The sequence below is a fragment of the Proteus sp. NMG38-2 genome (assembly GCF_020640995.1).
Lineage (GTDB): Bacteria > Pseudomonadota > Gammaproteobacteria > Enterobacterales > Enterobacteriaceae > Proteus.
Map to the genome: position 1 here is coordinate 2,350,117 of NZ_CP085481.1, position 22,333 is coordinate 2,372,449.

Genomic DNA, 22,333 nt, shown 5'->3' on the forward strand with positions numbered 1-22,333 from the left:
ATTCATCTTTAGACTGAATAATAATTCTAATTTAAAAATATTTATAGATTATTAAATATTCACTTTTATTGTTTATTTTTAAAATTTAATCTAAATGTTTAATTGAAATAAAAATAAAAAATATTTTCATTTCCGTTTCTATGTATTAGATGAAAAAAACCTCTTTAATATACATATGTAATATTAAAGAGGTTTTTTATTTTATAACGACACCTTCAAATTTTTTCAGCTAGTTAGCCGATTTTGATTGAAACCATTGTAGCTTCTCATTCAATTTGACGACTTCTCCCACAATAATCAGCGCTGGACTTTCCATTGTTTCTGCCATCTGTGCTAGTTGATGTAATTGCCCAACAATCACTTTTTGTGCTGTTAATGTTCCTTTTTCGATAATAGCAACAGGCATCGTCGCACACATGTTTTGACTGAGTAGCATTTGCTGAATGTAATGAGCTTTACTCAATCCCATGTAAAAAACCAATGTTTGATTCTTTTGCGCAATACATTGCCACTGAGCTTCATTTAACCCTTTACCATGTCCTGTAATAAAACGGACGCTTTGCGCATAATCTCGATGCGTTAAAGGAATACCTGCATAAGTTGTACAGCCTGATGCTGCCGTAATACCGGGGATCACTGAGAATGGAATACGGTGTTCAATTAAAGCTTCTAACTCTTCACTGCCTCGACCAAAAATAAAGGGATCACCTCCTTTTAATCTCACTACTCGTTTTCCTGCAGTAGCTTCTTTGATTAAAATTTGATTGATCTCATCTTGAGGAACACAGTGAAAACCTGCTTGCTTACCAACATAAATACGTTGTGCATCTCTACGAACAAGAGCCATAATCTCATCAGACACTAATCTATCGTAAACTACGACATCAGCTTGCTGACACTGCTGTAAACCTTTAATCGTCATTAGCCCAGCATCACCCGGCCCTGCGCCGACTAAAACAACACTGCCTTGAGGTTGCTGATTTTCAGATAACAGTGCGCTAATACATTGCTGGATACCGTCGTCTCTTTGCGCTTCTATTTCGGCTTGTAATGATTTATCTGCAAAAAATTGCTCCCAAAAATAACGTCTGGCATTCATCGATGAAAAACGCTGTTTTATTTGCTCACGTAATTTTCCGGCAAGTTGTGCTAACGCACCTAAATAATTAGGGAGAAGTTGCTCAATTTTTTCTCGCAAAATACGAGCGAGTACAGGTGCTTTTCCGCCCGATGAAATCGCCACCATAATAGGAGAGCGATCTATGACAGATGGCATAATAAAGCTGGCTTGCTCTGGTGAATCAACCACATTACAAAATATCTGTTTTTCTGTTGCTATTTGGAAAACCTGTTGATTCACTTGCTCGCTATTTGTCGCTGCAATAATAAGCCATTTACCAGACAGATGATCAGCCGTAAATAGCCCTGTGACACAGTTTAGTTTTTGCTCGGTGTGCCATTGCATAAACTGACTTGTAAACGAAGGAGCGATGACAGAAAGATCAGCGCCTGCCTCCATAAGCAATCTGGCTTTACGTTCAGCAATCTCACCGCCTCCCACTAATAAACAAGGTTTATCTTTAAGCTGACAGAATATTGGAAAGTAATCCATATTCATTCCCCTATTTATTGAGATGATCTATTACGGCTGCGTACGCTAACGGTGTTACCTTCAACCTTGACATCAAAATGAGTGATCGAGAAATTCTTATCTTCAAGGCAAAAACCATCCGTTAAACGAAAATGCTGTTTTTTTAGTGGACTAACGATATACAACTCGTTTTCATGTTCAGCAATTATTCCTCGAGATAGAACACTAGAATGTGCAAAGGGATCGATATTACTTAACGCATATAAACGCGCATCAGAATAAGGGCGAAATATGGCAACGTGATCTTGCTCCACCAGCGCACAAACACCCGTCCCCGGTGTAATATCATCTATTTGGCAAACCGCTATCCATTGGCTCATGATTGCGCCTCCTCAGTGACCAATTTGATATCAATACGTTCATGTAAACGTGCTGGACGATGTTGAAATCGTTCTTTTACTGTTTGCACTGTCGGATCAGGCATTGAATTATTAATAAAGTGGGCAAAACGTTTTAATGCTTTTGGAGAATCAACCGTTTCTTTCCATTCACAAGCAACTCGTTCTTGTAAGGCTTTCAGCTCTTTTTCTAACTGTGTGTTTAAGCCTAACTTGTCGTGAATAATGACATCACGTAAATATTCAATACCCCCTTCTAAATTATCTAGCCATACTGACGTTCGTTGTAACTTATCTGCCGTGCGAATATAAAACATCATAAAGCGGTCGATATAATGTACTAAGGTTTCTTCATCAAGATCCGATGCAAAGAGATCTCCGTGGCGTGGTTTCATGCCACCATTTCCACCGAAATAGAGGTTCCAGCCTTTGTCGGTGGCGATAATACCGACATCTTTGCCTTGTGCTTCAGAACATTCACGGGTACAGCCTGAGACACCAAATTTCATCTTATGAGGTGTTCTAATACCTTTATAACGATGCTCTAACGCAACCCCCAAACCAACACTGTCGCCAACACCAAAACGACACCAACTGCTACCTACACACGTTTTTACCATACGCAATGCTTTCGCGTAGGCATGGCCTGTCTCAAAACCGGCTGCAATTAATTTTTCCCAAATGGCAGGTAAATCCTGTTTGTGCGCACCGAACATTGCCATTCGTTGCGAGCCAGTAATTTTGGTATACAAATTGTATTTTTGAGCGATTTGCCCAATAGCGATAATACCAGCGGGGGTAATTTCACCACCAGGAGAGCGAGGAATAATGGAATAAGTCCCATCTTTTTGCATATTCGCGAGAAAGTTATCGTTAGTATCTTGCAAAGAAACTAAATCATCACGCAAGATATACTCATTCCAACATGAGGCAAGCAATGAACCCACTGTAGGTTTACACACTTCACAACCATAGCCTTGGCCATGTTTTTTCAGCAGCTCATCAAAACTTTTTAGTCCTTCTACACGAATAAGATGATAAAGCTCTTGGCGAGAATAGTGGAAATGTTCACAAAGATGGTGATTAACTTCAATACCTTGTTTGGCTAATTCTGCATTTAAGACTTGAGTCACAAGAGGAATACAACCACCACACCCTGTACCTGCTTTAGTTTCCGCTTTAATGGCAGCAACTGTATGACAACCTCGTTCAATTGCTTGAATAATGTCGCCTTTTGTAACGTCAAAACAAGAGCAGATTTGCGCTGTTTCAGGTAAGGAATCAACTCCGATTGCAGGCTTACTTCCTGCATGTGCTGGTAAAATTAAGCTATCTGGGTGTTCTGGTAATTCAATAGTATTGAGTGACAACTGTAGAAGATTGCCATAATCTTCAGTATCTCCCACTAATACCGCCCCTAATAAGTATTTATTATCTTCACTCACGATCAGGCGTTTATAAATTTCTTTGCCTTCGTCCAAATAAATATAGCTACGACACCCTGCTTGTTGCCCATGAGCATCACCAATACCGCCAACATCGACACCGAGAAGTTTTAATTTTGCACTTAAATCGGCTCCTTGAAAGACAGAGTGATGACCTAATAAATTATCAACGGCAACTTGTGCCATTTTGTAGCCCGGCGCTACTAAACCGAAGGTTTTATTTTGCCAAGATGCACATTCACCAATGGCATAAATATCAGGATCTGTTGTTTGGCAGTAATCATTAATAACAATGCCTCCTCTTGGGGCAATGTCTAAATCACATTGACGAGCCAGTTTATCTTTCGGACGAATACCTGTGGAAAACACAATAAAATCAACTTCAAGAGAAGTACCATCTGCAAATTGCAGTGTTTTTCGTGCACTTTCGCCTGTCGATAATATTTCTTGTGTGTTTTTAGAGGTATGCACTTTTACCCCCATACGCTCTATTTTTCGCTTAAGTTGCTCCCCACCTAATGTATCAAGTTGTTCCGCCATTAAGGTTGGTGCAAATTCAATAACATGAGTTTCGATACCTAAACTTTTTAGCGCACCAGCGGCTTCTAAACCTAAAAGTCCTCCACCAATTACTGCGCCTTTACGACTAATGCGTGCGCAAGATCCGATAGCATTTAAATCTTCAATAGTTCGATAGACAAAGCAATCCGGTGAGTTATTTCCCTTAATTGGAGGAACCCACGGATAAGAGCCAGTTGCCATCACTAACTTATCGTAACTAACACAACGCCCTGTATTGGTGTGTACCACTTTTTCTTCACGATTGATGGTTATTACTCGTTCACCAATTAATACTTCTATTTGGTGTTTCTCATAATATCCTTGTTTAACTAAAGAGAGCTCTTCAGCAGTGTGATGAGAAAAATAAGAGGAGAGATGGACTCTATCATATGCAACGCGAGGTTCTTCACAAAAGACGACAATATCAAATTCTTCATTGCCACCTTTATCAATCAGCTTTTCGATATAACGGTGTCCCACCATACCATTACCGATGATTGCGAGTGTTTTCTTGCTCATTTTTGCCTCAGATTTAAAGATTTCTAAGGCTAAAATACGAAACCACTCATAAGGAATATTGATGAATATCAAACATAGCTTAATCAATTCAGCTACTACAACTTAATAGTCAACGAGTTACTACTAAAGGAGTATTTAATTCTCATCTTCTTGCGGTTAATTATTCTTCTACCATAATTAATCTTGGTTGCTTATAACCAAGCGTTATATGTAAGCGTAATTAAAACTTTGCGCATCGGTCACGTTTTGCCTAAGTTAATTTCACAAAGTAATAATAATTAGAGCGTGTTAACCTTTTTTGCTTATTTTTACAGCAAGAAAACCGAGTAAAGCAAACGACTCAACGAGTATGGACATTGATTGCCATTAACAATGTCCACTTAAGATAAAAACAAGTGTTGAAAGCTGCCTTACAGGTTCGATTAAAAGACGTTTTACTCATTTTATTCTGCGTTGATAAACACTAGCTTAGTTCACTAGGCTAGTGTTTATCGCCTTGCCTAAAATGCTTTTAATTCGAATAAAAATTGACCATAAAAGGCTAACACGCTCTAATAAGTTATTGACATAACGACTTTAGCTACACCGTTTCAGGGAGCGTCTCATGAAAGCAAAATTATTATCATTATTCGTTGTGGGTGCCCTTTCCGTACCAGCATTTGCAGCAACACCCGCGAATACATTAATTGTGGTACAAGGGCTTGATGATATTGTCAGCCTTGATCCCGCCGAAAGTAATGAACTGTCTAGTATTCAAACTGTACCTAGCTTATATCAGCGTATTGTTCAACCTAATCGTGATAATCCTGAGATTAATGAACCGATTTTAGTTGAAAGCTGGCAAGCCAATCCTGAACAAAAATCTATCGTATTTAAAATTAAACCTGATGCAAAATTTGCATCTGGTAACACCGTTCGCCCTGAAGATATTATCTTCTCTTATCAGCGTGCGATCACCATGAATAAATCACCTGCCTTTATTTTAAATGTCTTAGGTTGGAAAACAGATAACATTAATTCACTGCTGAAAAAAGTCAGTGATAATGAATTAGAAGTGCGTTGGACCGCCGATGTTAGCCCTGATGTTGTGCTAAATATCCTCTCAACCCCGATTGCTTCTATCGTTGATGAAAAGCTGGTTTCTGCTCATATTAAAAATAATGACTTTGGAAATAGCTGGCTGAAAATGAACTCAGCAGGAAGTGGCGCATACAAAATGCGTGCTTATCAACCTCGTCAAGCGATTGTGTTAGAAGCTAACCCTCTCTCACCAACTGGCGCGCCTAAAATGGCGAATATCATTATTAAAAACGTACCTGATCCAGCATCACGTCGTTTACTGATTGAGAAAGGTGATGCAGATATCGCACGCGAACTGGGTACTGACCAAACCGCGGCACTGGCTGGCAAAGCCGGTATTCAAATCTTAAATATTCCTTCCGCAGAACAAGTTTATATGGCTTTTAATACCGCCAGCGGAAACCCTGCACTTAGTAACCCCGCATTTTGGGAAGCGTCTCGTTATTTAGTTGACTACAAAGGCATTACTGAAGATCTAATGCGTGGTCAGTATTTTATTCACCAAAGCTTTTTGCCAGTAGGTTTACCGGGTGCATTAAAAAATAATCCATTCACCTTTGATCCCGAAAAAGCGAAGGCAATTTTAGCCAAAGCAGGCATTACCAATGCTCGCTTTACATTGGATGTTGAGAACAAAGTTCCTTACATTACGGTGGCGCAATCCATTCAGGCAAGCTTTGCTCAAGCAGGTGTACAAGTTGATTTATTACCAGCGGCAGGTAGCCAGGTGTATAGCCGCGTACGCGCTAAACAACACCAAGCTGCGATCCGTTTTTGGATCCCAGACTATTTTGATGCGCATTCAAATGCGAGTGCCTTTGCTTATAACGATGGACAATCCAATACTGTTGCTTGGTTAAATGGTTGGAAAATCCCTGAACTAAGCCAACAAACATTGACTGCACTAAATGAAGCAGACAAAACAAAACGTCAATCACTCTATACTGAAATGCAAAAAGAGTTACAACGTAGTTCACCTTATGTGTTTATCGACCAAGGTAAAAACCAAATCGTTATGCGCGATAATGTTAAAGGTTATGCCCAAGGCCTAAATGCAGATATGGTTTATTATGACAAAGTAACTAAGTAATATTTTTCCTGAAACCATCCACAGTCATGCTATTGTGGATGGTCTATTTTTTGCCATTTTACTAGGCTATTGCTGTATGAATACTGCTATGACGTTACCTATTCGTCTAAAAGGTCAGTTAATTACTTTTGCTCAAGGAATATTGACATTAGTACTCACGATTTTTGGACTTCTTGTAATTACTTTCACGCTTTCTGCTCTTTCCCCTGTTGATCCTGTTCTGCAAATTGTTGGTGATCATGCGAGCCTCGAAACCTATAACCAAGTCAAACATGAATTGGGGCTGGATTTACCTCTCTATATGCAGTTTTTTCACTATGTAGAAGCGTTATTACAAGGGCATTTGGGAACAGCGACATCAACGGGTCAACCCGTTCTTGATGATTTATTGTCGACTTTCCCCGCCACTTTAGAGTTAGCAACAGTTGCATTGATTATTGGTACCAGTTTAGGCATTTTATTTGGTGTATTATGTGCTCGTTTTGTCGGTACACCTCTCGATTTTGTTTTACGCATTTTGACGCTATTAGGTAGCTCTGTTCCTATTTTCTGGCTAGGTTTAATTTTGTTATTAATTTTCTATGCCACACTGCAATGGACAGCAGGCCCTGGACGATTAGACGATATTTATCAATTTACGATTGAACCTGTAACAGGCTTTGCGTTAATCGATACCTTATTAGCGGGTGATAAAGATGCCTTTTTTAACGCGTTATCACATCTTATTTTGCCCGTTTCTCTGTTAGCTTATTTTGCCCTTGCCTCTATTACTCGTTTAACTCGTTCTGCCTGTTTAAACGAAATGAATAAAGAGTATGTCACCTTAGCAAGAGCAAAAGGTATTGGTGAGTTACGTATTCTTTTTTATCACGTATTACCCAATATTCGTGGTGTATTACTGACCATAATCGCCCTGTCTTATACTGGTATGTTAGAAGGTGCGGTATTAACAGAAACGGTCTTTTCTTGGCCGGGAATTGGTCGATATCTTACAACTGCACTTTTTGCGGGTGATACCACAGCCATTATGGGCGGTACTTTAATTATCGGTTTATGCTTTGTCTTTATTAATAATATGACCGATATCGTTATTCGTTTGACTGATCCGAGGCTCCGCTAATGTCACCTTCATTTTTAAGAAAAATAGCGCGTTCGCCTTCCGCATTTATCGGTTTATCGTTGCTTATTTTACTGTTGATTATTGCTATTTTTGCACCTTGGTTAGCCCCTTACGATCCAAATTGGCAACATGCAGCCCAACGCTTATTAGCACCCAACGCTGAACACTGGTTAGGTACAGATAATTATGGGCGAGATATCCTTTCCCGTATTATTTATGGCACACGCCCAATGCTAGGTTTGGTGGGATTGGTGGCTATCATCACCTTACCATTGGGGTTGTTGATCGGGATTTTATCGGGTTATTACGGTGGATGGACTGAACGTATTTTAATGCGATTCACTGACGTTGTGATGTCAATGCCTTCATTGATCCTAGCTTTTGCCTTTGTAGCAATGTTAGGCCCTGGCCTTCTTAATGGAGCATTAGCACTGGCTTTAACAGCATGGCCTGCTTATGCACGACAATCTCGCAGTGAAATTCAACATTTGCGCAATAGTGATTACCTTGCAGCGGCTGAAATGATGGGTATAAAAGGTGTTCGACTTTTATGGGGACATATTTTACCTCTATGCTTACCATCAGCCATTGTGCGTTTAGCCCTTAATTTGGCGGTGATTATTCTTGCTGCCGCAGGTCTGGGTTTTCTTGGATTAGGTGCTCGCCCTCCTATGGCTGAATGGGGAGCAATGATAGCAGAAGGTATGCCCGTTATTTTTGACCAATGGTGGGTAGCCGCTATTCCGGGTACAGCAATTTTGATCAGTAGTCTCGCCTTTAATTTATTAGGTGATGGGCTTCGGGATATATTGGGAGATACCCATGAATAAAACACCTTTAATTGAAGTGAAAAAACTCTGCATAGATTATCCAACGGCAAGAGTGGTTAATAACGTCTCTTTCACTTTAGGCCAAGAGCGTTTAGCCGTGGTGGGTGAATCAGGCTCTGGAAAATCAATGACAGCCCGCGCATTAATGGGACTTGTACGTCAACCAGGAAAAGTTAGCGCAGAGCAACTCAATTTAATGGGAAATAATCTATTGAATTTTTCATCGCGCCAATGGAATAACACTCGAGGTAATACTATTTCGATGGTATTGCAAGATCCCCGTTACGCATTAAATCCAGTAAAAACCATTTATCAGCAAGTGGAAGAGACGGTAAAACGCCATCAAACACTTTCACGCCAAGATAGGCGTCAATTGATTATCGAAATGCTGTTGTCTGTTGGCTTTCCTGAGCAGAGTATTTACCGCTATCCCGGTGAATTGTCAGGAGGAATGGGACAACGGGCAATGATTGCTATTGCACTAATTAATAACCCAACAATTTTAATTGCCGATGAACCAACATCAGCCCTTGATGTCCAATTACGCCATCAAATTCTTGAACTGATTACCACTCAATGTGAGCTGCGTAAGATGGGTCTACTACTCATTAGCCATGATTTGCCTCTCGTTGCTGAATACTGTGAACGTGTCATGGTGATGTACCAAGGCGAACAAGTGGATGAACTCAATGCGAAAGCATTACCGACAGCCACACATCCTTATACGCGTACACTTTGGACATGTAGACCTAATGCAAGCACTTATGGCACGCAATTGCCAGTATTAGATAGGACGCTTAATTTCAAGGGGCAGCATCATGCTAATTGATATTCATGATTTACATGTTCAATTTGAGAAAGGCAAACAAGCAAAGCATGTTGTAAAAGGGATCAACTTACATGTCCAACAAGGTGAAACCTTTAGCTTGATAGGTCGTTCTGGTTGTGGAAAATCGACTGTTTTACGTGTCATTGCTGGATTATTGCCCCATTGGCAAGGTGACATGTCACTTTTAGGGCAAACCATTAAACCACAACAACGTTTTCAAGGCGCATTGCGCCGTAATGTGCAGATGGTATTTCAAGATCCCTATGCCTCTTTACATCCCCAACACCGTATTGAGCGTGCTTTTTCTGAGCCTTTGAAAATTCATCAAATTTCTTTTGATAACAGCACAATTGAACAGGCATTAGCTCAAGTCGGCTTATCTGCGGATGTGGCAAGTCGTTATCCTCATCAACTCTCTGGTGGGCAACGCCAACGAGTTGCCATTGCAAGAGCCCTTTTGCTACAACCTCAATTGTTATTATTAGATGAACCAACTTCAGCATTGGATATGTCAGTACAAGCCGAGATCTTAAATCTGCTTAATACTCTAAAAAAACAGCATAATATGACTTATTTATTAGTGAGTCATGATGCCGATGTGATTGCTCATATGTCTGATAGAGCCGCATTAATGGAAAATGGCGAATTGACTCAACACTATGATAGAGATGCGTTATCAAAAGGAATTCATCGTCTTGATTAACATAGAAGAAGTGATGCAATAAAAAATCGCAGTATTCAAAAAATACTGCGATTTTTAAAAATGCGACTGTGTTGACGATATTTAAACTAATAAGCCCGGAAAAATAGAACGCAAACCGGTCACAATAAACTCAATACCTAAAGACATTAATAATAATCCCATTATACGGGTTACCACATTAATTCCCGTTTGTCCCAAGTATTTCACTAACAGTGTTGCACTACGAAAAAGCAACCAACAGCAAAATGCAAAAAAGATACTGGTTGCAGCTAATCCTAAAAAGTTAGTAAAGCCTTCCCAGCGAGAACTCCACACAATACAAGAACTAATTGCCCCAGGCCCTGCCATTAATGGTAACGCTAGAGGCACAACAGCAACACTATTACGTACGGCGGATTCGTTTCGTTCTTGATTGTTTTGTTTATCTTCCCCTAAACGCCCATTTATCATGGTCATGGCAATTGTAACAATCAGCATCCCTCCTGCTATACGAAACGAGTCGATAGAAATACCGAAAATACTCAGTATAGAATCACCAATTAACAGAGATGAAACCAAAATAATTGCAACGGAGCCATTTGCAATTAAGTTTGTTCTGTTTCGCCCCGCATCCGTTTGATAACTCGTCATACTAATAAAAACAGGCAAAATACCAATTGGGTTTACAATCGCAAAAAGACCCACAAAAAACTTAATATAACCGGATAAATCCAGCAGTGACCCCATGAAAAGCCCCTTCTTGGCTAATAAACATGCGAATTATTCTATAAAAGATAGAGTAACTCTAAAAAATCCGCGTTACTTTAAATCAATAAACCAGTTAATTCTATTAGTTAACAAGTTTTTACCTAAAATATTCTCTTGCAATCTGATAAAAACCTAGTGGTTTAATTTTATATCGAAATATTGGGTACGACAAAAAAATCGTTGATGATTTTTTACATATGCTTCTCATTCTCATTTAACACCTTGCTGAAAGGTGTCAGCTTATCAATTTTGTGATATATATCACGTTAATTAATTAGAAAGATGGTAAGCTGTTATCATTCGAAAAAAGAGAGTAACTTTAAAAATATATTTATGTTTATTGTTGTTTTTTTTAAGTTTTTTAAGCAAATTAGGGCCTCTAATTATTATTACTGAAATAAGTACGATGTCATCTATCTAGACTATTCTTATTAATGATGATCAAAACGGCTAATTTGCTTAAAAAATTTAACATTTTATCAGGAGTCTCTTTATGTCTGTAACTAACGTTACTGAACTCAATGATTTGGTTGCTCGTGTAAAAAAAGCTCAACGTGAATTTGCTAACTTCTCTCAAGAACAAGTTGATGCAATTTTCCGCGCTGCTGCATTAGCTGCCGCTGACGCCCGTATTCCTCTGGCAAAATTGGCTGTGAAAGAATCTGGCATGGGTATCGTTGAAGATAAAGTAATTAAAAACCACTTTGCTTCCGAATATATCTACAATGCATATAAAGATGAAAAAACCTGTGGGATCTTATCTGAAGATCTGACTTACGGCACAATGACTATCGCTGAACCTATTGGTATCATTTGCGGTATTGTACCGACCACTAACCCAACTTCTACTGCGATTTTTAAAGCATTAATTAGCTTAAAAACACGTAACGGTATTATTTTCTCGCCACACCCACGCGCTAAAGAAGCAACAAATCGCGCTGCAGAAATCGTTTTAAATGCAGCTATCGCTGCGGGTGCGCCAAAAGACATTATTGGTTGGATTGATGAGCCATCAGTCGCCCTCTCTAACGCATTAATGCACCATGAAGATATCAACCTGATCTTAGCAACAGGTGGTCCAGGCATGGTTAAAGCAGCATATAGTTCAGGTAAACCTGCTATCGGTGTCGGTGCGGGTAATACACCAGTTGTTATTGATGACTCAGCAGATATCAAACGTGCTGTAGCATCAATCTTAATGTCTAAAACCTTCGATAACGGCGTAATTTGTGCGTCAGAACAATCTGTTATCGTTGTTGATAGCATCTATAAACAAGTTCGTGAGCGTTTCTCAACTCACGGCGGTTATATGCTAACAGGCAAAGAATTAAAAGCTGTTCAAGATATCATCTTAAAAGACGGTAACTTAAATGCGGCTATCGTAGGTCAGCCAGCAACAAAAATTGCTGAAATGGCTGGCATTGAAGTGCCTGTAAACACCAAAATTTTAATTGGTGAAGTAAAAGAAACAACCGAAGCAGAACCATTTGCTCACGAGAAATTATCTCCACTATTAGCAATGTACCACGCTCAAACTTTTGAAGATGCGGTACATAAAGCAGAAAAATTAGTTGAAATGGGTGGTATCGGTCATACATCTTGCTTATATACAGACCAAGATAATTGCCCTGAACATGTTGCCTATTTTGGCGATAAAATGAAAACATCTCGTATCTTAATCAATACTCCAGCATCTCAAGGTGGTATTGGTGACTTATACAACTTTAAACTTGCTCCTTCTCTAACCTTAGGTTGTGGTTCATGGGGTGGTAACTCCATTTCAGAAAACGTAGGGCCAAAACACCTTATCAACACTAAAACCGTGGCGAAAAGAGCAGAAAATATGTTGTGGCATAAACTTCCTAAATCTATTTACTTCCGCCGTGGCTGTTTACCTATCGCACTGGAAGAAATTGCGAGTGACGGTAAAAAACGCGCCTTTATCGTAACCGACGGTTTCTTATTCAATAACGGTTATGTCGATGAAGTAACTCGTGTACTGAAAAAATTTGGTGTTGAAACAGAAGTCTTCTTTGAAGTTGAAGCCGATCCAACATTGAGTGTTGTGCGTAAAGGCGCAGAACAAATGAACAGCTTTAAACCTGACGTGATCATCGCATTAGGTGGTGGTTCACCAATGGATGCTGCAAAAATCATGTGGGTTATGTATGAGCACCCAGAAACTCATTTCGAAGAATTAGCACTACGCTTTATGGATATCCGTAAGCGTATTTACAAATTCCCAAAAATGGGTGTGAAAGCACAAATGGTTGCTATCACCACAACATCGGGTACTGGCTCTGAAGTAACACCTTTTGCGGTAGTAACTGATGACGAAACTGGTCAAAAATACCCATTAGCAGACTATGCATTAACACCTGATATGGCTATTGTTGATGCAAACCTTGTTATGAATATGCCTAAATCACTGTGTGCATTTGGTGGTTTAGACGCAGTGACTCACGCATTAGAAGCTTATGTTTCTGTATTAGCGAACGAATATTCTGATGGACAAGCACTGCAAGCATTGAAACTACTGAAAGAATATCTGCCAGCAAGTTATCATGAAGGTGCTAAAAACCCAGTTGCTCGTGAACGTGTTCATAATGCGGCAACTATTGCTGGTATTGCTTTTGCAAACGCATTCTTGGGTGTTTGTCACTCAATGGCGCATAAATTAGGCTCTGAATTCCATATTCCTCATGGTTTAGCTAATGCGTTATTAATTTCAAACGTTATTCGTTATAACGCAAATGACAACCCAACAAAACAGACTGCATTTAGCCAATACGACCGCCCTCAAGCTCGTCGTCGCTATGCAGAAATTGCTGACCACTTAGAGCTTTCTGCACCGGGTGATCGTACTGCGGCTAAGATTGAAAAATTATTAGCATGGTTAGAAGAAATGAAATCTTCATTAGGTATTCCATCTTCTATTCGTGAAGCAGGCGTCCAAGAAAGTGATTTCTTAGCAAGAATTGATAAGTTATCTGAAGATGCATTTGATGATCAGTGTACTGGTGCTAACCCACGTTACCCACTGATCTCTGAACTGAAACAACTATTATTAGATTCTTACTACGGTCGTGAATTTAATGAACATCCTGTTGTGGAAGTAAAGGAAGAATCAAAACCAGCTAAAAAAAGCAGTAAAAAATAATCGAGACACTCTGTGTTAGTCAGATCCTCAAATTCGATTATTTATTGTTAATAAAAATCTGCTAATGAAGTGCCCTTATAAATTTGGGCACTTTTAATAAAACGGCTTGTAAGGCCTGATTTCGATATTCAATCGGGATCAGGCCTTTTAATTTTGTTTTACCACTGATCGTGGCTTAGCGATTTTTTAACCACAAAATATAAGTAGTTATCCTTAACCAACATCTATTATTTTTTTATTAAAAATAAGGTTTTGGATGTTTAAGCCTATATGGCTTTAAATGAAGTGCTAAGCCATTTTCTTTTTCATCCACCCCTTTGCATTAGCCATCCAAAAAAAAGCCGCCTGTGTAGGTTACAGCGCTCGTCTAACTCCTCACCTTCTTCATTAGTTAGCATAATAATTTTATTTTAAACTAATTATCTTTATCGGATGGATCTAAAAAGATATTTTAAAACTAAGACCACCGTTTTTCGTCCACTGTGAGTTTTATTCTCATTAGACAAAAGAAGAAAGATGAACATTTCGATCCATTTAGCTTTTAAATAACGATCAAAATATATTGATATAAAATATTCCCACATCAACGTTATTAATAACATTCACTTTATAAAGCACATAGTTTCAATAAAATATTATCAAAATACTGTATGCGTATTGATAAAGTAATAACCTGACAAAAGGTCGCTATTCGTACACTTAACGGTTTGACTTACTCCTTTAGGAGTATAAAAAGCGCAATTCCTTTCTTGTATTAAAATTCATAGAGTGAGATCTTTTATTTATTAGATAATGATTCAGATGAACCAATAAGCGCCACCAATGAGACTCGATATAAATGTTTCATTATGTTAAGCATAGATAATAGAAATAGATTTATAGCCCATTATGACTATCTTTATTCAATTTTATTAAACTATGAATAATATTAGTATATCAAATGTTTTTACGTCTTATCATTTGTAAAAAACAATGTCAGCATCACAAAATAGACACCCTACGTATATTTGATTATGTTTTTTTTGATTAATGATAATGAAATCTATGAAATGAATAAATTTTCTCTTAAAAAAAGAATATTTCTTTACATAAGGACACCAGAATGGCCAATTTTTGATATAAAAAAAGCCAATAAATTGGCTAAATTTAAAAAATAGATAAACATTTTTTAGTATTAAGTAATATAAGCTTTTATTTGGATACTAATTTTAATCCCTCTTTCATCATTATAAATACGCAAAAGAGGGAAATGAAAAAGGTTACTCTTGTTCAATACTCCCTTTTAGCGTTGCCTGAGTATAATGCTTACGGCAAACTGAAACATATTTTTCATTTCCGCCAATTTCAACTTGAGCACCATCGCTCAGCACATTTCCTTTATCATCTAAGCGTAATACTTTATTTGCTTTTCTACCGCAGTAACACACTGTTTTAAGCTCTACTAACTTATCTGCCCACGCTAATAAATAAGCACTACCTGTAAATAACTCACCTCTAAAATCTGTTCTTAAACCATAAGTAAGAACTGGAATATCATAGGTGTCCGTTATTTCGCAAAGTTGTTCTACATGAGCCTTACTTAAAAATTGGCATTCATCAATTAATACACAATGAATAGGTTGTTTGTTATGCTCAGCAACAATAACATCACGAATATTCATATCATCACTGAAGAGCAATGCATCAGCACTTAAGCCAATTCTTGAACTAATTTTTCCCTTTGCAAAGCGTGTATCAATAGCCGCTGTAAAAATCAATGTACGCATTCCTCGCTCATTATAGTTATAAGAGGATTGCAATAAAGATGTTGATTTTCCAGCATTCATAGCTGAATAATAAAAGTAAAGCTGAGCCATCAGCTCTCTCCTTAAATAGTGTTTATTTTCACGGGCGACAGTCTAACATAAACAGTCTGCAAGTTATCAATAACAAGTATTTATTACCTTTATTTCTATTCTAGATATACCATTCAAAGATGAGACTCATTGTTAATGCTAATTTTTGCCTAAAAAATAAATAGCTTTAATAAGTACTTAACATATTAAAACACGCCTTGATATACGTTTATTAAAGTATGAAAGTTAACCCCAACTCATTTTTATAAAAAAGTCCGTTATTATAAAAAAATGAACAAAGCTTTCTATTCTTTTACATTAGCGCTATCATCCGTTAAAAGATGCATTTCCTTACTCATATTTCCTTTATTGACTAAAGATACCTCAACATTTATTATTTTTTTCGTTGAGATAATAGTTTAAAAAAAAGAAATTTTACGTAAGGTTTGTATTTAGGTATTGCAGAAATTTAAATAGCAATCTATTATTAGTATTACATCAGCCAACAACATTTATTTGAGACCAGGAAAATGAGCGAATCTTTAAAAATATTAAATAACATCCGTACTCTCCGCGCACAAGCAAGAGAAACTTCTTTAGAAACTTTAGAAGAAATGCTGGAAAAGCTCGAAGTTGTCGTTAATGAGCGTCGTGAAGAATTCTCATTAGAAAAAGCAGCTGAAGAAGAGCGTGTTCAGAAATTACAAAAATACCGTGAAATGTTAGAAGAAGCCGGTATTGACCCAACAGACTTACTTGAAGCAAGTGCCGTTAATAAAACTGGCCGTGCTAAACGTGCAGCTCGTCCAGCTAAATATTCTTACGTTGATGAAAATGGTGAAACTAAAACTTGGACAGGCCAAGGTCGTACACCAGCTGTAATCAAACGTGCAATTGACGAAGAAGGCAAATCATTAGAAGATTTCCTTATCTAATTTAAGTCAATATTCTATTTGAAATACCCTTTTAATTATTTAAAAGGGTATTTTCTTGTTTGCCCCTGATATTAAACAAGCGTTTAATTTTAATATGTGCTGATGTTGTTTGTATATAAGGTTGGGAAACAAAAATAGAGAATGTGAAAATCACATTATTGACTTTTATTTATAATAGAAAAGGAGCTTTTATAGCTCCTTTTTTATTCGTTTCTATTAAGTCAACAACTTTAGTTTTTATAATAACTTAAATACCAATCAACAAACTGTTTTACACCGTATTCTACATTTGTATTTGGTGAGAAGCCGGTAGTCTGAGATAAATCTTGGCAATCGGCGCAGGTAGAAAGGACATCACCATCTTGCATCGGCATTAAATTTAGTTTTGCTTTAATATTTAATGATTTTTCAATTGCCTTAATAAAATCCATTAGTTTTGTTGGTTGCCCATTACCTACATTATAGATTTTATAAGGTGCAGAACTAGACGATGTCTCGCCCTTTTCTACTGTCCAGCTTTCATCCGCTTTAGGAACAATATCAATTAAACGAACAACTGACTCTACGATATCAGCGACATAAGTGAAATCGCGTGTCATATTTCCGCCGTTATAAACATCAATAGGTTCACCAGCAAGCATTGCTTTTGTGAATTTAAATAATGCCATATCTGGGCGACCCCAAGGACCATATACGGTAAAGAATCGTAATCCAGTTGTGGGTAATTGATATAAATGCGAATAACTATGAGACATTAGCTCATTGGCTTTTTTAGTTGCTGCATATAATGAAACAGGATGATCAACACTATCTTCCGTTGAGAACGGTTGCTTTTGATTTAAACCATATACAGAGCTTGAAGAGGAATAGATAAGATGCCCTACTTTATTGTGACGACATCCTTCTAATATATTAATATGACCGACAATATTTGCATCAATATAGGCCATTGGATTTTCAATTGAATAGCGTACTCCAGGCTGAGCCGCTAGATGAATAACACGATCAAACTGATGAGTTACAAATAATTGAGCCACTTTTGCTGAATCAACGATATCAACTTTCTCAAATTGAAACTTTTCTAACTGTTGTAATTTAGCTAATCGAGCTTCTTTTAAGCGTACATCATAATAATCATTAAGATTATCTATTCCAACAACATGATAGCCCATTTCAATTAAACGCTGACTTAAATGAGAGCCAATAAACCCCGCAGCACCTGTTACTAATATTTTCATATTATCACTCAAATAACCCAATTAATTATTATTCACGTCAACGTTATCATGCTTAATATCACCTTGATTAAACATCATAACGCTTAACATTATCATACTTTACAAAAATCAGTATGGCTCAATACATGATTGCATTGAGCCATACCTTAATCTCTTGTGATCACTTTATCTAGCATTTCTCACAAAATCATCTGCCTATAAAATACGATGTATTCGCAAGAATCATACAATAAAAGCTACCATACAAAATGATTATCACTCAGAGTCATTTCACTCTACTTTTAATGATTTTAACCATTGTGCGAAATCTTCACCAAACTCTTCGTGCTGTATACCATATTCTACGAATGCTTTCATATACCCTAATTTATTACCACAATCGTGGCTTTTCCCTTGTAGGTGATAAGCCTCAACGGCTTCTTTTTCAATCAGCATCGCAATCGCATCAGTTAACTGAATTTCATCACCCGCACCTGGCGCTGTTTTTGCCAATAATGGCCAAATACTTTCAGATAACACATAACGGCCCACGATAGATAAATTTGAAGGGGCTTCTTCTTTCTTCGGTTTTTCGACAACACGAGTAATTGGTTTGCTATCACCTGGGCATAATTGTTCTCCCATGCAATCAACAATACCATAGTTAGAAACTTCATCTTCGGGTACTGGTTCAACTAAAATTTGGCTTGCCCCAGAGCGCTCAAAATGGGAAAGCATCTCTTTCAGGTTAACTTTGGTTAAATCTGCGCTGTATCTATCTAAAATGACATCAGGCAGAATAACGGCAAAAGGCTCATCACCAATTAAAGGTTTTGCACATAAAATAGCGTGACCTAATCCTTTTGCGATCCCTTGACGAGTTTGCATGATAGTGACATGGCTTGGGCAAATACCTTGTACTTCTTCTAATAGCTGGCGTTTAACTCGTTTTTCTAAAATAGCTTCTAATTCAAAGCTGGTATCAAAATGGTTTTCAATGGAGTTTTTAGAAGAATGTGTGACAAGGACAATTTCATTAATACCTGCTGCAATACATTCATTAACCACATATTGAATAAGTGGTTTATCAACCACAGGCAACATTTCTTTCGGAATTGCCTTAGTTGCAGGTAACATTCTTGTACCTAATCCAGCAACAGGGATCACCGCTTTTCTAACTTTACGCACTGCTGATGACATTATACTTCTCCTGCAATTCGTACCGTTCTATTTTTAAATATGAATGGGTACATAAAAAAATAATCGCCAGAGTATACCAGCTAATATCTAAGGATAAACAGAGCCCTACCGCTTAATTGAGATAGTTCTTCATTTATGTTTAATATATGCACGATATTCTGTATTTATTTAATCTAAATTTAACTTTTATAGATAGGGGAAAACATTAATTTAATCTGATTCGTATTATCCCAAATTTTACATTGCCAGTTTGTTCCTTCACATTTTATTTGGTTAATATATAAAAGTTGCAAAGTACCTAAAGGAACACCGCTATTCAATTCGAATTTTTTGCTCTCTGTTTTTATTTCAGCTCGTAATCCTGCTGATGCCAATAATATATTTTTTTTCTGTGTATGATAATACCCTAAAGTGATAGGAAACTGCCCTTTTACACCTATTTCATTCAGCATTTTATTAAGTTTATTCAACATGTTATACATACTTGGAAGGGAACGATTTTTTTCTGACGATTTTAATACATCATTAAATACAACTCGTAAGAGTAAAGCGACCAAAAGCCCATTTTCGTCATCCCGTGATATATCAACACAATAAAAAATAATTTGATCTTCTGATAAGGCAGCAATATCAAATAACAATCCCATTTTAGCAATATCATTTAACTGACGATAATTAACACAATATCCCGCTACAACTTGTTTAACCTGAGGTTGCATCTGTTTTATGAACGACTGAATATAATGTGTATCTTTTCGCAAGCTATTCCAAAGAGGTTCTAAATGTATACCTTCTATTAATACTGATTCAAAAAAACCTGGGCATAATACTTCAATAACTTTTTGTTTTAATTTATCGAGATGTATTATTGGCTTAAGAAAAATTTCTTGCGCCCCTAAGCGCAACATATCATCTACTTCAGACATATTATCTGTACATGAAATAGCAATAACAGGAATAGCAAGTTTACGTTGTTCAAGGTGACACAAAAACGTAGGGCCATTCATAACCGGCATACGAATATCACATAAAATAAGGTCTGGTAATAATCCCTTATCTAATAAAGATAATGCTTGGCTACCGTTATCGGTTGTATAAACACACGCTTTTTCATGTGAGAAGTATTCCGTCAGCATAGTGCGAAAAACAACCTCATCATCAATTATCAAGATTTTTTTACCCACTAAGGCTTTATTCATTGGTTACTCCAGTAACTATCGTTTCACATGCTGATAAATTAGCGATACATTACTAGTTTAGTTCAACATTGACGTTAATTATTCTCAATCATTACTTTTTTCAATCTATGGGAAATCGTCATACTAATAACGTGAGTTAGGACATTATTTTGTCGAATTTATGCCCCTGTAATAGCCAATTATTCTACTCTGATTGCTGTGAGCCTTACCATTCGGGGCAAAAAAATGCCCCAACAGCAGAAGCATTAATGCGTTCGCGTTATAGCGCGTTCGTTAAACATAATGCTGATTACTTAATAAAGACGTGGCACCCCTCTTGCCGTGTTGCATCCTTGCACGATGAATTAACTTCAGGCTTTCCAAATACGCAATGGCTTGGGCTCAATATTATCTCATTGCAGGCGAGCACAAATAAAAATGAGGCATACGTTGAATTCTCGGCTTGCTTTATTGAAAGAAATGCCGATGATAAACAGTACTTACATGAACGCTCTCGTTTTCTAAAAATAGATGGCTGTTGGTTTTATATTGACGGTGTGAAACCGAAAGTGGGACGAAACGATCCCTGCCCTTGTGGTTCAGGGCGTAAATACAAAAAATGTTGTGAAAATAACATCAAATAATTGCAAACACAGAAGTAAAAGAAAGGATTTATCCATACATGCAACACCCAAATACTCAAAAAAAAATACTGCGTACTATTTGTCCTGATGCAAAAGGACTTATCGCTAAAATCACCAATATTTGCTACAAGCATCAATTAAATATTGTTCAAAATAGTGAATTTGTTGATCATCGTACTGGTCGCTTTTTTATGCGTACTGAGCTTGAAGGTATCTTTAATGATGAAACTTTTCTTGCTGATTTAGATGATGCATTACCGCAAGGTTCTCAACGTGAATTGAATACCGCAGGTCGTCGTCGCATTGTGGTTATGGTGACCAAAGAAGCACATTGCCTTGGCGATTTATTAATGAAGAGCGCATTTGGCGATCTGGATGTGGAAATTGCCGCTGTTATTGGTAATCATGACACGTTAAAACATTTAGTAGAGCAATTTGATATTCCTTTCCATCTTGTTAGTCATGAAGGATTAACCCGTGATCAACATGATGAAAAGTTAATTGCACAAATTAATCAATACAAACCTGATTATGTTGTACTCGCAAAATACATGCGTGTATTAACACCTGCATTTGTACAAAACTTCCCAAATCAAATTATCAATATTCACCACTCCTTCTTGCCGGCCTTTATTGGTGCTCGCCCTTACCATCAGGCTTACGAGCGCGGAGTCAAGATCATTGGTGCTACAGCTCACTACGTAAATGATAACTTAGATGAAGGCCCAATCATCACACAGAACGTAATTAACGTTGACCACACATTTTCTGCAGAAGATATGATGAGAGCTGGTCGTGATGTTGAGAAAAATGTACTTAGCCATGCTTTATATTGGGTACTTTCACAACGTGTCTTCGTTTATGGTAACAGAACAATTATTTTATAAGTTCTCAAACCATGAATATTGAATACATTGTAGTTATCTAAAAATAAACCGCGATACAAAACATATCGCGGTTTGTTTTATCTTCTATTAATTTTCACGTTTTTGCTTAAAATCAATACGATAGAGCGCAAAAGCTGAACAATACGCACATTTTTACAGCAAACGATCTACTTTTAGCAAAATAGCGCTTTACAGATCTTCGGTATTTGGTATTATTGCGCCCGCTGTCACGGACAGCAGAACAATTTAATGTTGGTGGGATACCCAAGCGGCCAAAGGGAGCAGACTGTAAATCTGCCGTCACAGACTTCGAAGGTTCGAATCCTTCTCCCACCACCATCTCTTCTTAGCTTCATCCCAATAG

The 22,333-nt window shown here is 37.5% G+C and carries 17 protein-coding genes and 1 tRNA gene; 10 read left to right on the forward strand and 8 right to left on the reverse strand.

The window, feature by feature from the left end; translation table 11 throughout:
* Positions 1-229 precede the first annotated feature (229 nt).
* From cysG to nirB, 3 genes are read right to left on the reverse strand one after another with little or no spacing between them, the layout of a single operon-like run.
* Positions 230-1,612 carry a siroheme synthase CysG gene (gene cysG / locus LG402_RS11210; RefSeq protein WP_227335396.1) on the reverse strand — a complete coding sequence of 461 codons (1,383 nt, stop codon included), beginning with the start codon at positions 1,610-1,612 and terminating at the stop codon, positions 230-232.
* 14 nt (positions 1,613-1,626) lie between these two features.
* A complete protein-coding gene (nirD, locus tag LG402_RS11215) occupies positions 1,627-1,971 on the reverse strand; it encodes a nitrite reductase small subunit NirD (RefSeq protein ID WP_227335397.1) in 345 nt (114 codons plus the stop codon).
* Positions 1,968-4,514: a nitrite reductase large subunit NirB gene (nirB, locus tag LG402_RS11220; RefSeq protein WP_227335399.1), complete on the reverse strand. Its 2,547-nt coding sequence runs from the start codon at positions 4,512-4,514 to the stop codon at positions 1,968-1,970. Before nirB ends, nirD begins: the two co-directional genes overlap by 4 nt.
* 604 nt (positions 4,515-5,118) lie before the next feature.
* Between nirB and LG402_RS11225 the strand changes: the two genes are divergently transcribed.
* The 5 genes from LG402_RS11225 (at position 5,119) to LG402_RS11245 (ending at position 10,166) form a co-directional block, all read left to right on the forward strand.
* Positions 5,119-6,684: an ABC transporter substrate-binding protein gene (locus LG402_RS11225; protein ID WP_227335401.1), complete on the forward strand. Its 1,566-nt coding sequence runs from the start codon at positions 5,119-5,121 to the stop codon at positions 6,682-6,684.
* Between the two features lie 76 nt (positions 6,685-6,760).
* Positions 6,761-7,804 carry an ABC transporter permease gene (locus LG402_RS11230; protein ID WP_109407645.1) on the forward strand — a complete coding sequence of 348 codons (1,044 nt, stop codon included), beginning with the start codon at positions 6,761-6,763 and terminating at the stop codon, positions 7,802-7,804.
* A complete protein-coding gene (locus LG402_RS11235; protein ID WP_109407646.1) occupies positions 7,804-8,634 on the forward strand; it encodes an ABC transporter permease in 831 nt (276 codons plus the stop codon). The genes LG402_RS11230 and LG402_RS11235 overlap by 1 nt, the downstream gene beginning before the upstream one ends.
* Positions 8,627-9,463 (forward strand): ABC transporter ATP-binding protein, encoded by an 837-nt coding sequence (locus tag LG402_RS11240; protein ID WP_227335402.1) that lies wholly within the window; start codon positions 8,627-8,629, stop codon positions 9,461-9,463. The genes LG402_RS11235 and LG402_RS11240 overlap by 8 nt, the downstream gene beginning before the upstream one ends.
* Positions 9,453-10,166: an ABC transporter ATP-binding protein gene (locus LG402_RS11245; protein WP_227335404.1), complete on the forward strand. Its 714-nt coding sequence runs from the start codon at positions 9,453-9,455 to the stop codon at positions 10,164-10,166. Before LG402_RS11240 ends, LG402_RS11245 begins: the two co-directional genes overlap by 11 nt.
* 81 nt (positions 10,167-10,247) lie before the next feature.
* Here LG402_RS11245 and LG402_RS11250 read toward each other — a convergent pair whose 3' ends face one another.
* Positions 10,248-10,892: a YchE family NAAT transporter gene (locus LG402_RS11250; RefSeq protein ID WP_109407649.1), complete on the reverse strand. Its 645-nt coding sequence runs from the start codon at positions 10,890-10,892 to the stop codon at positions 10,248-10,250.
* Positions 10,893-11,406: 514 nt separating this feature from the next.
* Here LG402_RS11250 and adhE point away from each other — a divergent pair.
* Positions 11,407-14,073, forward strand: coding sequence for a bifunctional acetaldehyde-CoA/alcohol dehydrogenase (gene adhE / locus LG402_RS11255; protein ID WP_109407650.1), 2,667 nt, complete (start codon positions 11,407-11,409; stop codon positions 14,071-14,073).
* A gap of 1,259 nt (positions 14,074-15,332) precedes the next feature.
* Here adhE and LG402_RS11260 read toward each other — a convergent pair.
* Positions 15,333-15,929, reverse strand: coding sequence for a thymidine kinase (locus LG402_RS11260; protein ID WP_072068301.1), 597 nt, complete (start codon positions 15,927-15,929; stop codon positions 15,333-15,335).
* Between the two features lie 509 nt (positions 15,930-16,438).
* Here LG402_RS11260 and hns point away from each other — a divergent pair.
* On the forward strand, positions 16,439-16,843 hold the full coding sequence (gene hns, locus LG402_RS11265; RefSeq protein ID WP_072068302.1) for a histone-like nucleoid-structuring protein H-NS: 405 nt from the start codon (positions 16,439-16,441) through the stop codon (positions 16,841-16,843).
* A gap of 230 nt (positions 16,844-17,073) precedes the next feature.
* Here hns and LG402_RS11270 read toward each other — a convergent pair whose 3' ends face one another.
* The 3 genes from LG402_RS11270 to rssB all read right to left on the reverse strand — a co-directional run bounded on the left by LG402_RS11270 (position 17,074) and on the right by rssB (position 20,459).
* On the reverse strand, positions 17,074-18,081 hold the full coding sequence (locus LG402_RS11270; RefSeq protein ID WP_109407651.1) for an NAD-dependent epimerase: 1,008 nt from the start codon (positions 18,079-18,081) through the stop codon (positions 17,074-17,076).
* A 270-nt stretch (positions 18,082-18,351) separates the two neighbouring features.
* A complete protein-coding gene (gene galU, locus LG402_RS11275) occupies positions 18,352-19,260 on the reverse strand; it encodes a UTP--glucose-1-phosphate uridylyltransferase GalU (protein ID WP_109407652.1) in 909 nt (302 codons plus the stop codon).
* A 179-nt stretch (positions 19,261-19,439) separates the two neighbouring features.
* Entirely contained in the window at positions 19,440-20,459 is a 1,020-nt protein-coding gene (gene rssB / locus LG402_RS11280) for a two-component system response regulator RssB (protein ID WP_227335406.1), read from the reverse strand.
* A 149-nt stretch (positions 20,460-20,608) separates the two neighbouring features.
* Between rssB and LG402_RS11285 the strand changes: the two genes are divergently transcribed.
* From LG402_RS11285 to LG402_RS11295, 3 genes are all read left to right on the forward strand, one after another.
* Positions 20,609-21,082: a YchJ family protein gene (locus LG402_RS11285; protein WP_109407654.1), complete on the forward strand. Its 474-nt coding sequence runs from the start codon at positions 20,609-20,611 to the stop codon at positions 21,080-21,082.
* Positions 21,083-21,120: 38 nt separating this feature from the next.
* On the forward strand, positions 21,121-21,969 hold the full coding sequence (gene purU / locus LG402_RS11290; RefSeq protein ID WP_166540505.1) for a formyltetrahydrofolate deformylase: 849 nt from the start codon (positions 21,121-21,123) through the stop codon (positions 21,967-21,969).
* Positions 21,970-22,223: 254 nt separating this feature from the next.
* Positions 22,224-22,308: transfer RNA gene (locus LG402_RS11295), tRNA-Tyr, on the forward strand.
* Positions 22,309-22,333: the final 25 nt, after the last annotated feature.

What these genes read in the sequence shown, in the direction of transcription:
- LG402_RS11260 (WP_072068301.1), bottom strand. Translation starts at nt 15,929, where the DNA reads ATGGCTCAGCTTTACTTTTATTATTCAGCTATGAATGCTGGAAAATCA.
- LG402_RS11225 (WP_227335401.1), top strand. Translation starts at nt 5,119, where the DNA reads ATGAAAGCAAAATTATTATCATTATTCGTTGTGGGTGCCCTTTCCGTA.
- LG402_RS11230 (WP_109407645.1), top strand. Translation starts at nt 6,761, where the DNA reads ATGAATACTGCTATGACGTTACCTATTCGTCTAAAAGGTCAGTTAATT.
- adhE (WP_109407650.1), top strand. Translation starts at nt 11,407, where the DNA reads ATGTCTGTAACTAACGTTACTGAACTCAATGATTTGGTTGCTCGTGTA.
- nirD (WP_227335397.1), bottom strand. Translation starts at nt 1,971, where the DNA reads ATGAGCCAATGGATAGCGGTTTGCCAAATAGATGATATTACACCGGGG.
- nirB (WP_227335399.1), bottom strand. Translation starts at nt 4,514, where the DNA reads ATGAGCAAGAAAACACTCGCAATCATCGGTAATGGTATGGTGGGACAC.
- hns (WP_072068302.1), top strand. Translation starts at nt 16,439, where the DNA reads ATGAGCGAATCTTTAAAAATATTAAATAACATCCGTACTCTCCGCGCA.
- galU (WP_109407652.1), bottom strand. Translation starts at nt 19,260, where the DNA reads ATGTCATCAGCAGTGCGTAAAGTTAGAAAAGCGGTGATCCCTGTTGCT.
- rssB (WP_227335406.1), bottom strand. Translation starts at nt 20,459, where the DNA reads ATGAATAAAGCCTTAGTGGGTAAAAAAATCTTGATAATTGATGATGAG.
- LG402_RS11240 (WP_227335402.1), top strand. Translation starts at nt 8,627, where the DNA reads ATGAATAAAACACCTTTAATTGAAGTGAAAAAACTCTGCATAGATTAT.
- LG402_RS11250 (WP_109407649.1), bottom strand. Translation starts at nt 10,892, where the DNA reads ATGGGGTCACTGCTGGATTTATCCGGTTATATTAAGTTTTTTGTGGGT.
- purU (WP_166540505.1), top strand. Translation starts at nt 21,121, where the DNA reads ATGCAACACCCAAATACTCAAAAAAAAATACTGCGTACTATTTGTCCT.
- LG402_RS11270 (WP_109407651.1), bottom strand. Translation starts at nt 18,081, where the DNA reads ATGAAAATATTAGTAACAGGTGCTGCGGGGTTTATTGGCTCTCATTTA.
- LG402_RS11245 (WP_227335404.1), top strand. Translation starts at nt 9,453, where the DNA reads ATGCTAATTGATATTCATGATTTACATGTTCAATTTGAGAAAGGCAAA.
- cysG (WP_227335396.1), bottom strand. Translation starts at nt 1,612, where the DNA reads ATGGATTACTTTCCAATATTCTGTCAGCTTAAAGATAAACCTTGTTTA.
- LG402_RS11235 (WP_109407646.1), top strand. Translation starts at nt 7,804, where the DNA reads ATGTCACCTTCATTTTTAAGAAAAATAGCGCGTTCGCCTTCCGCATTT.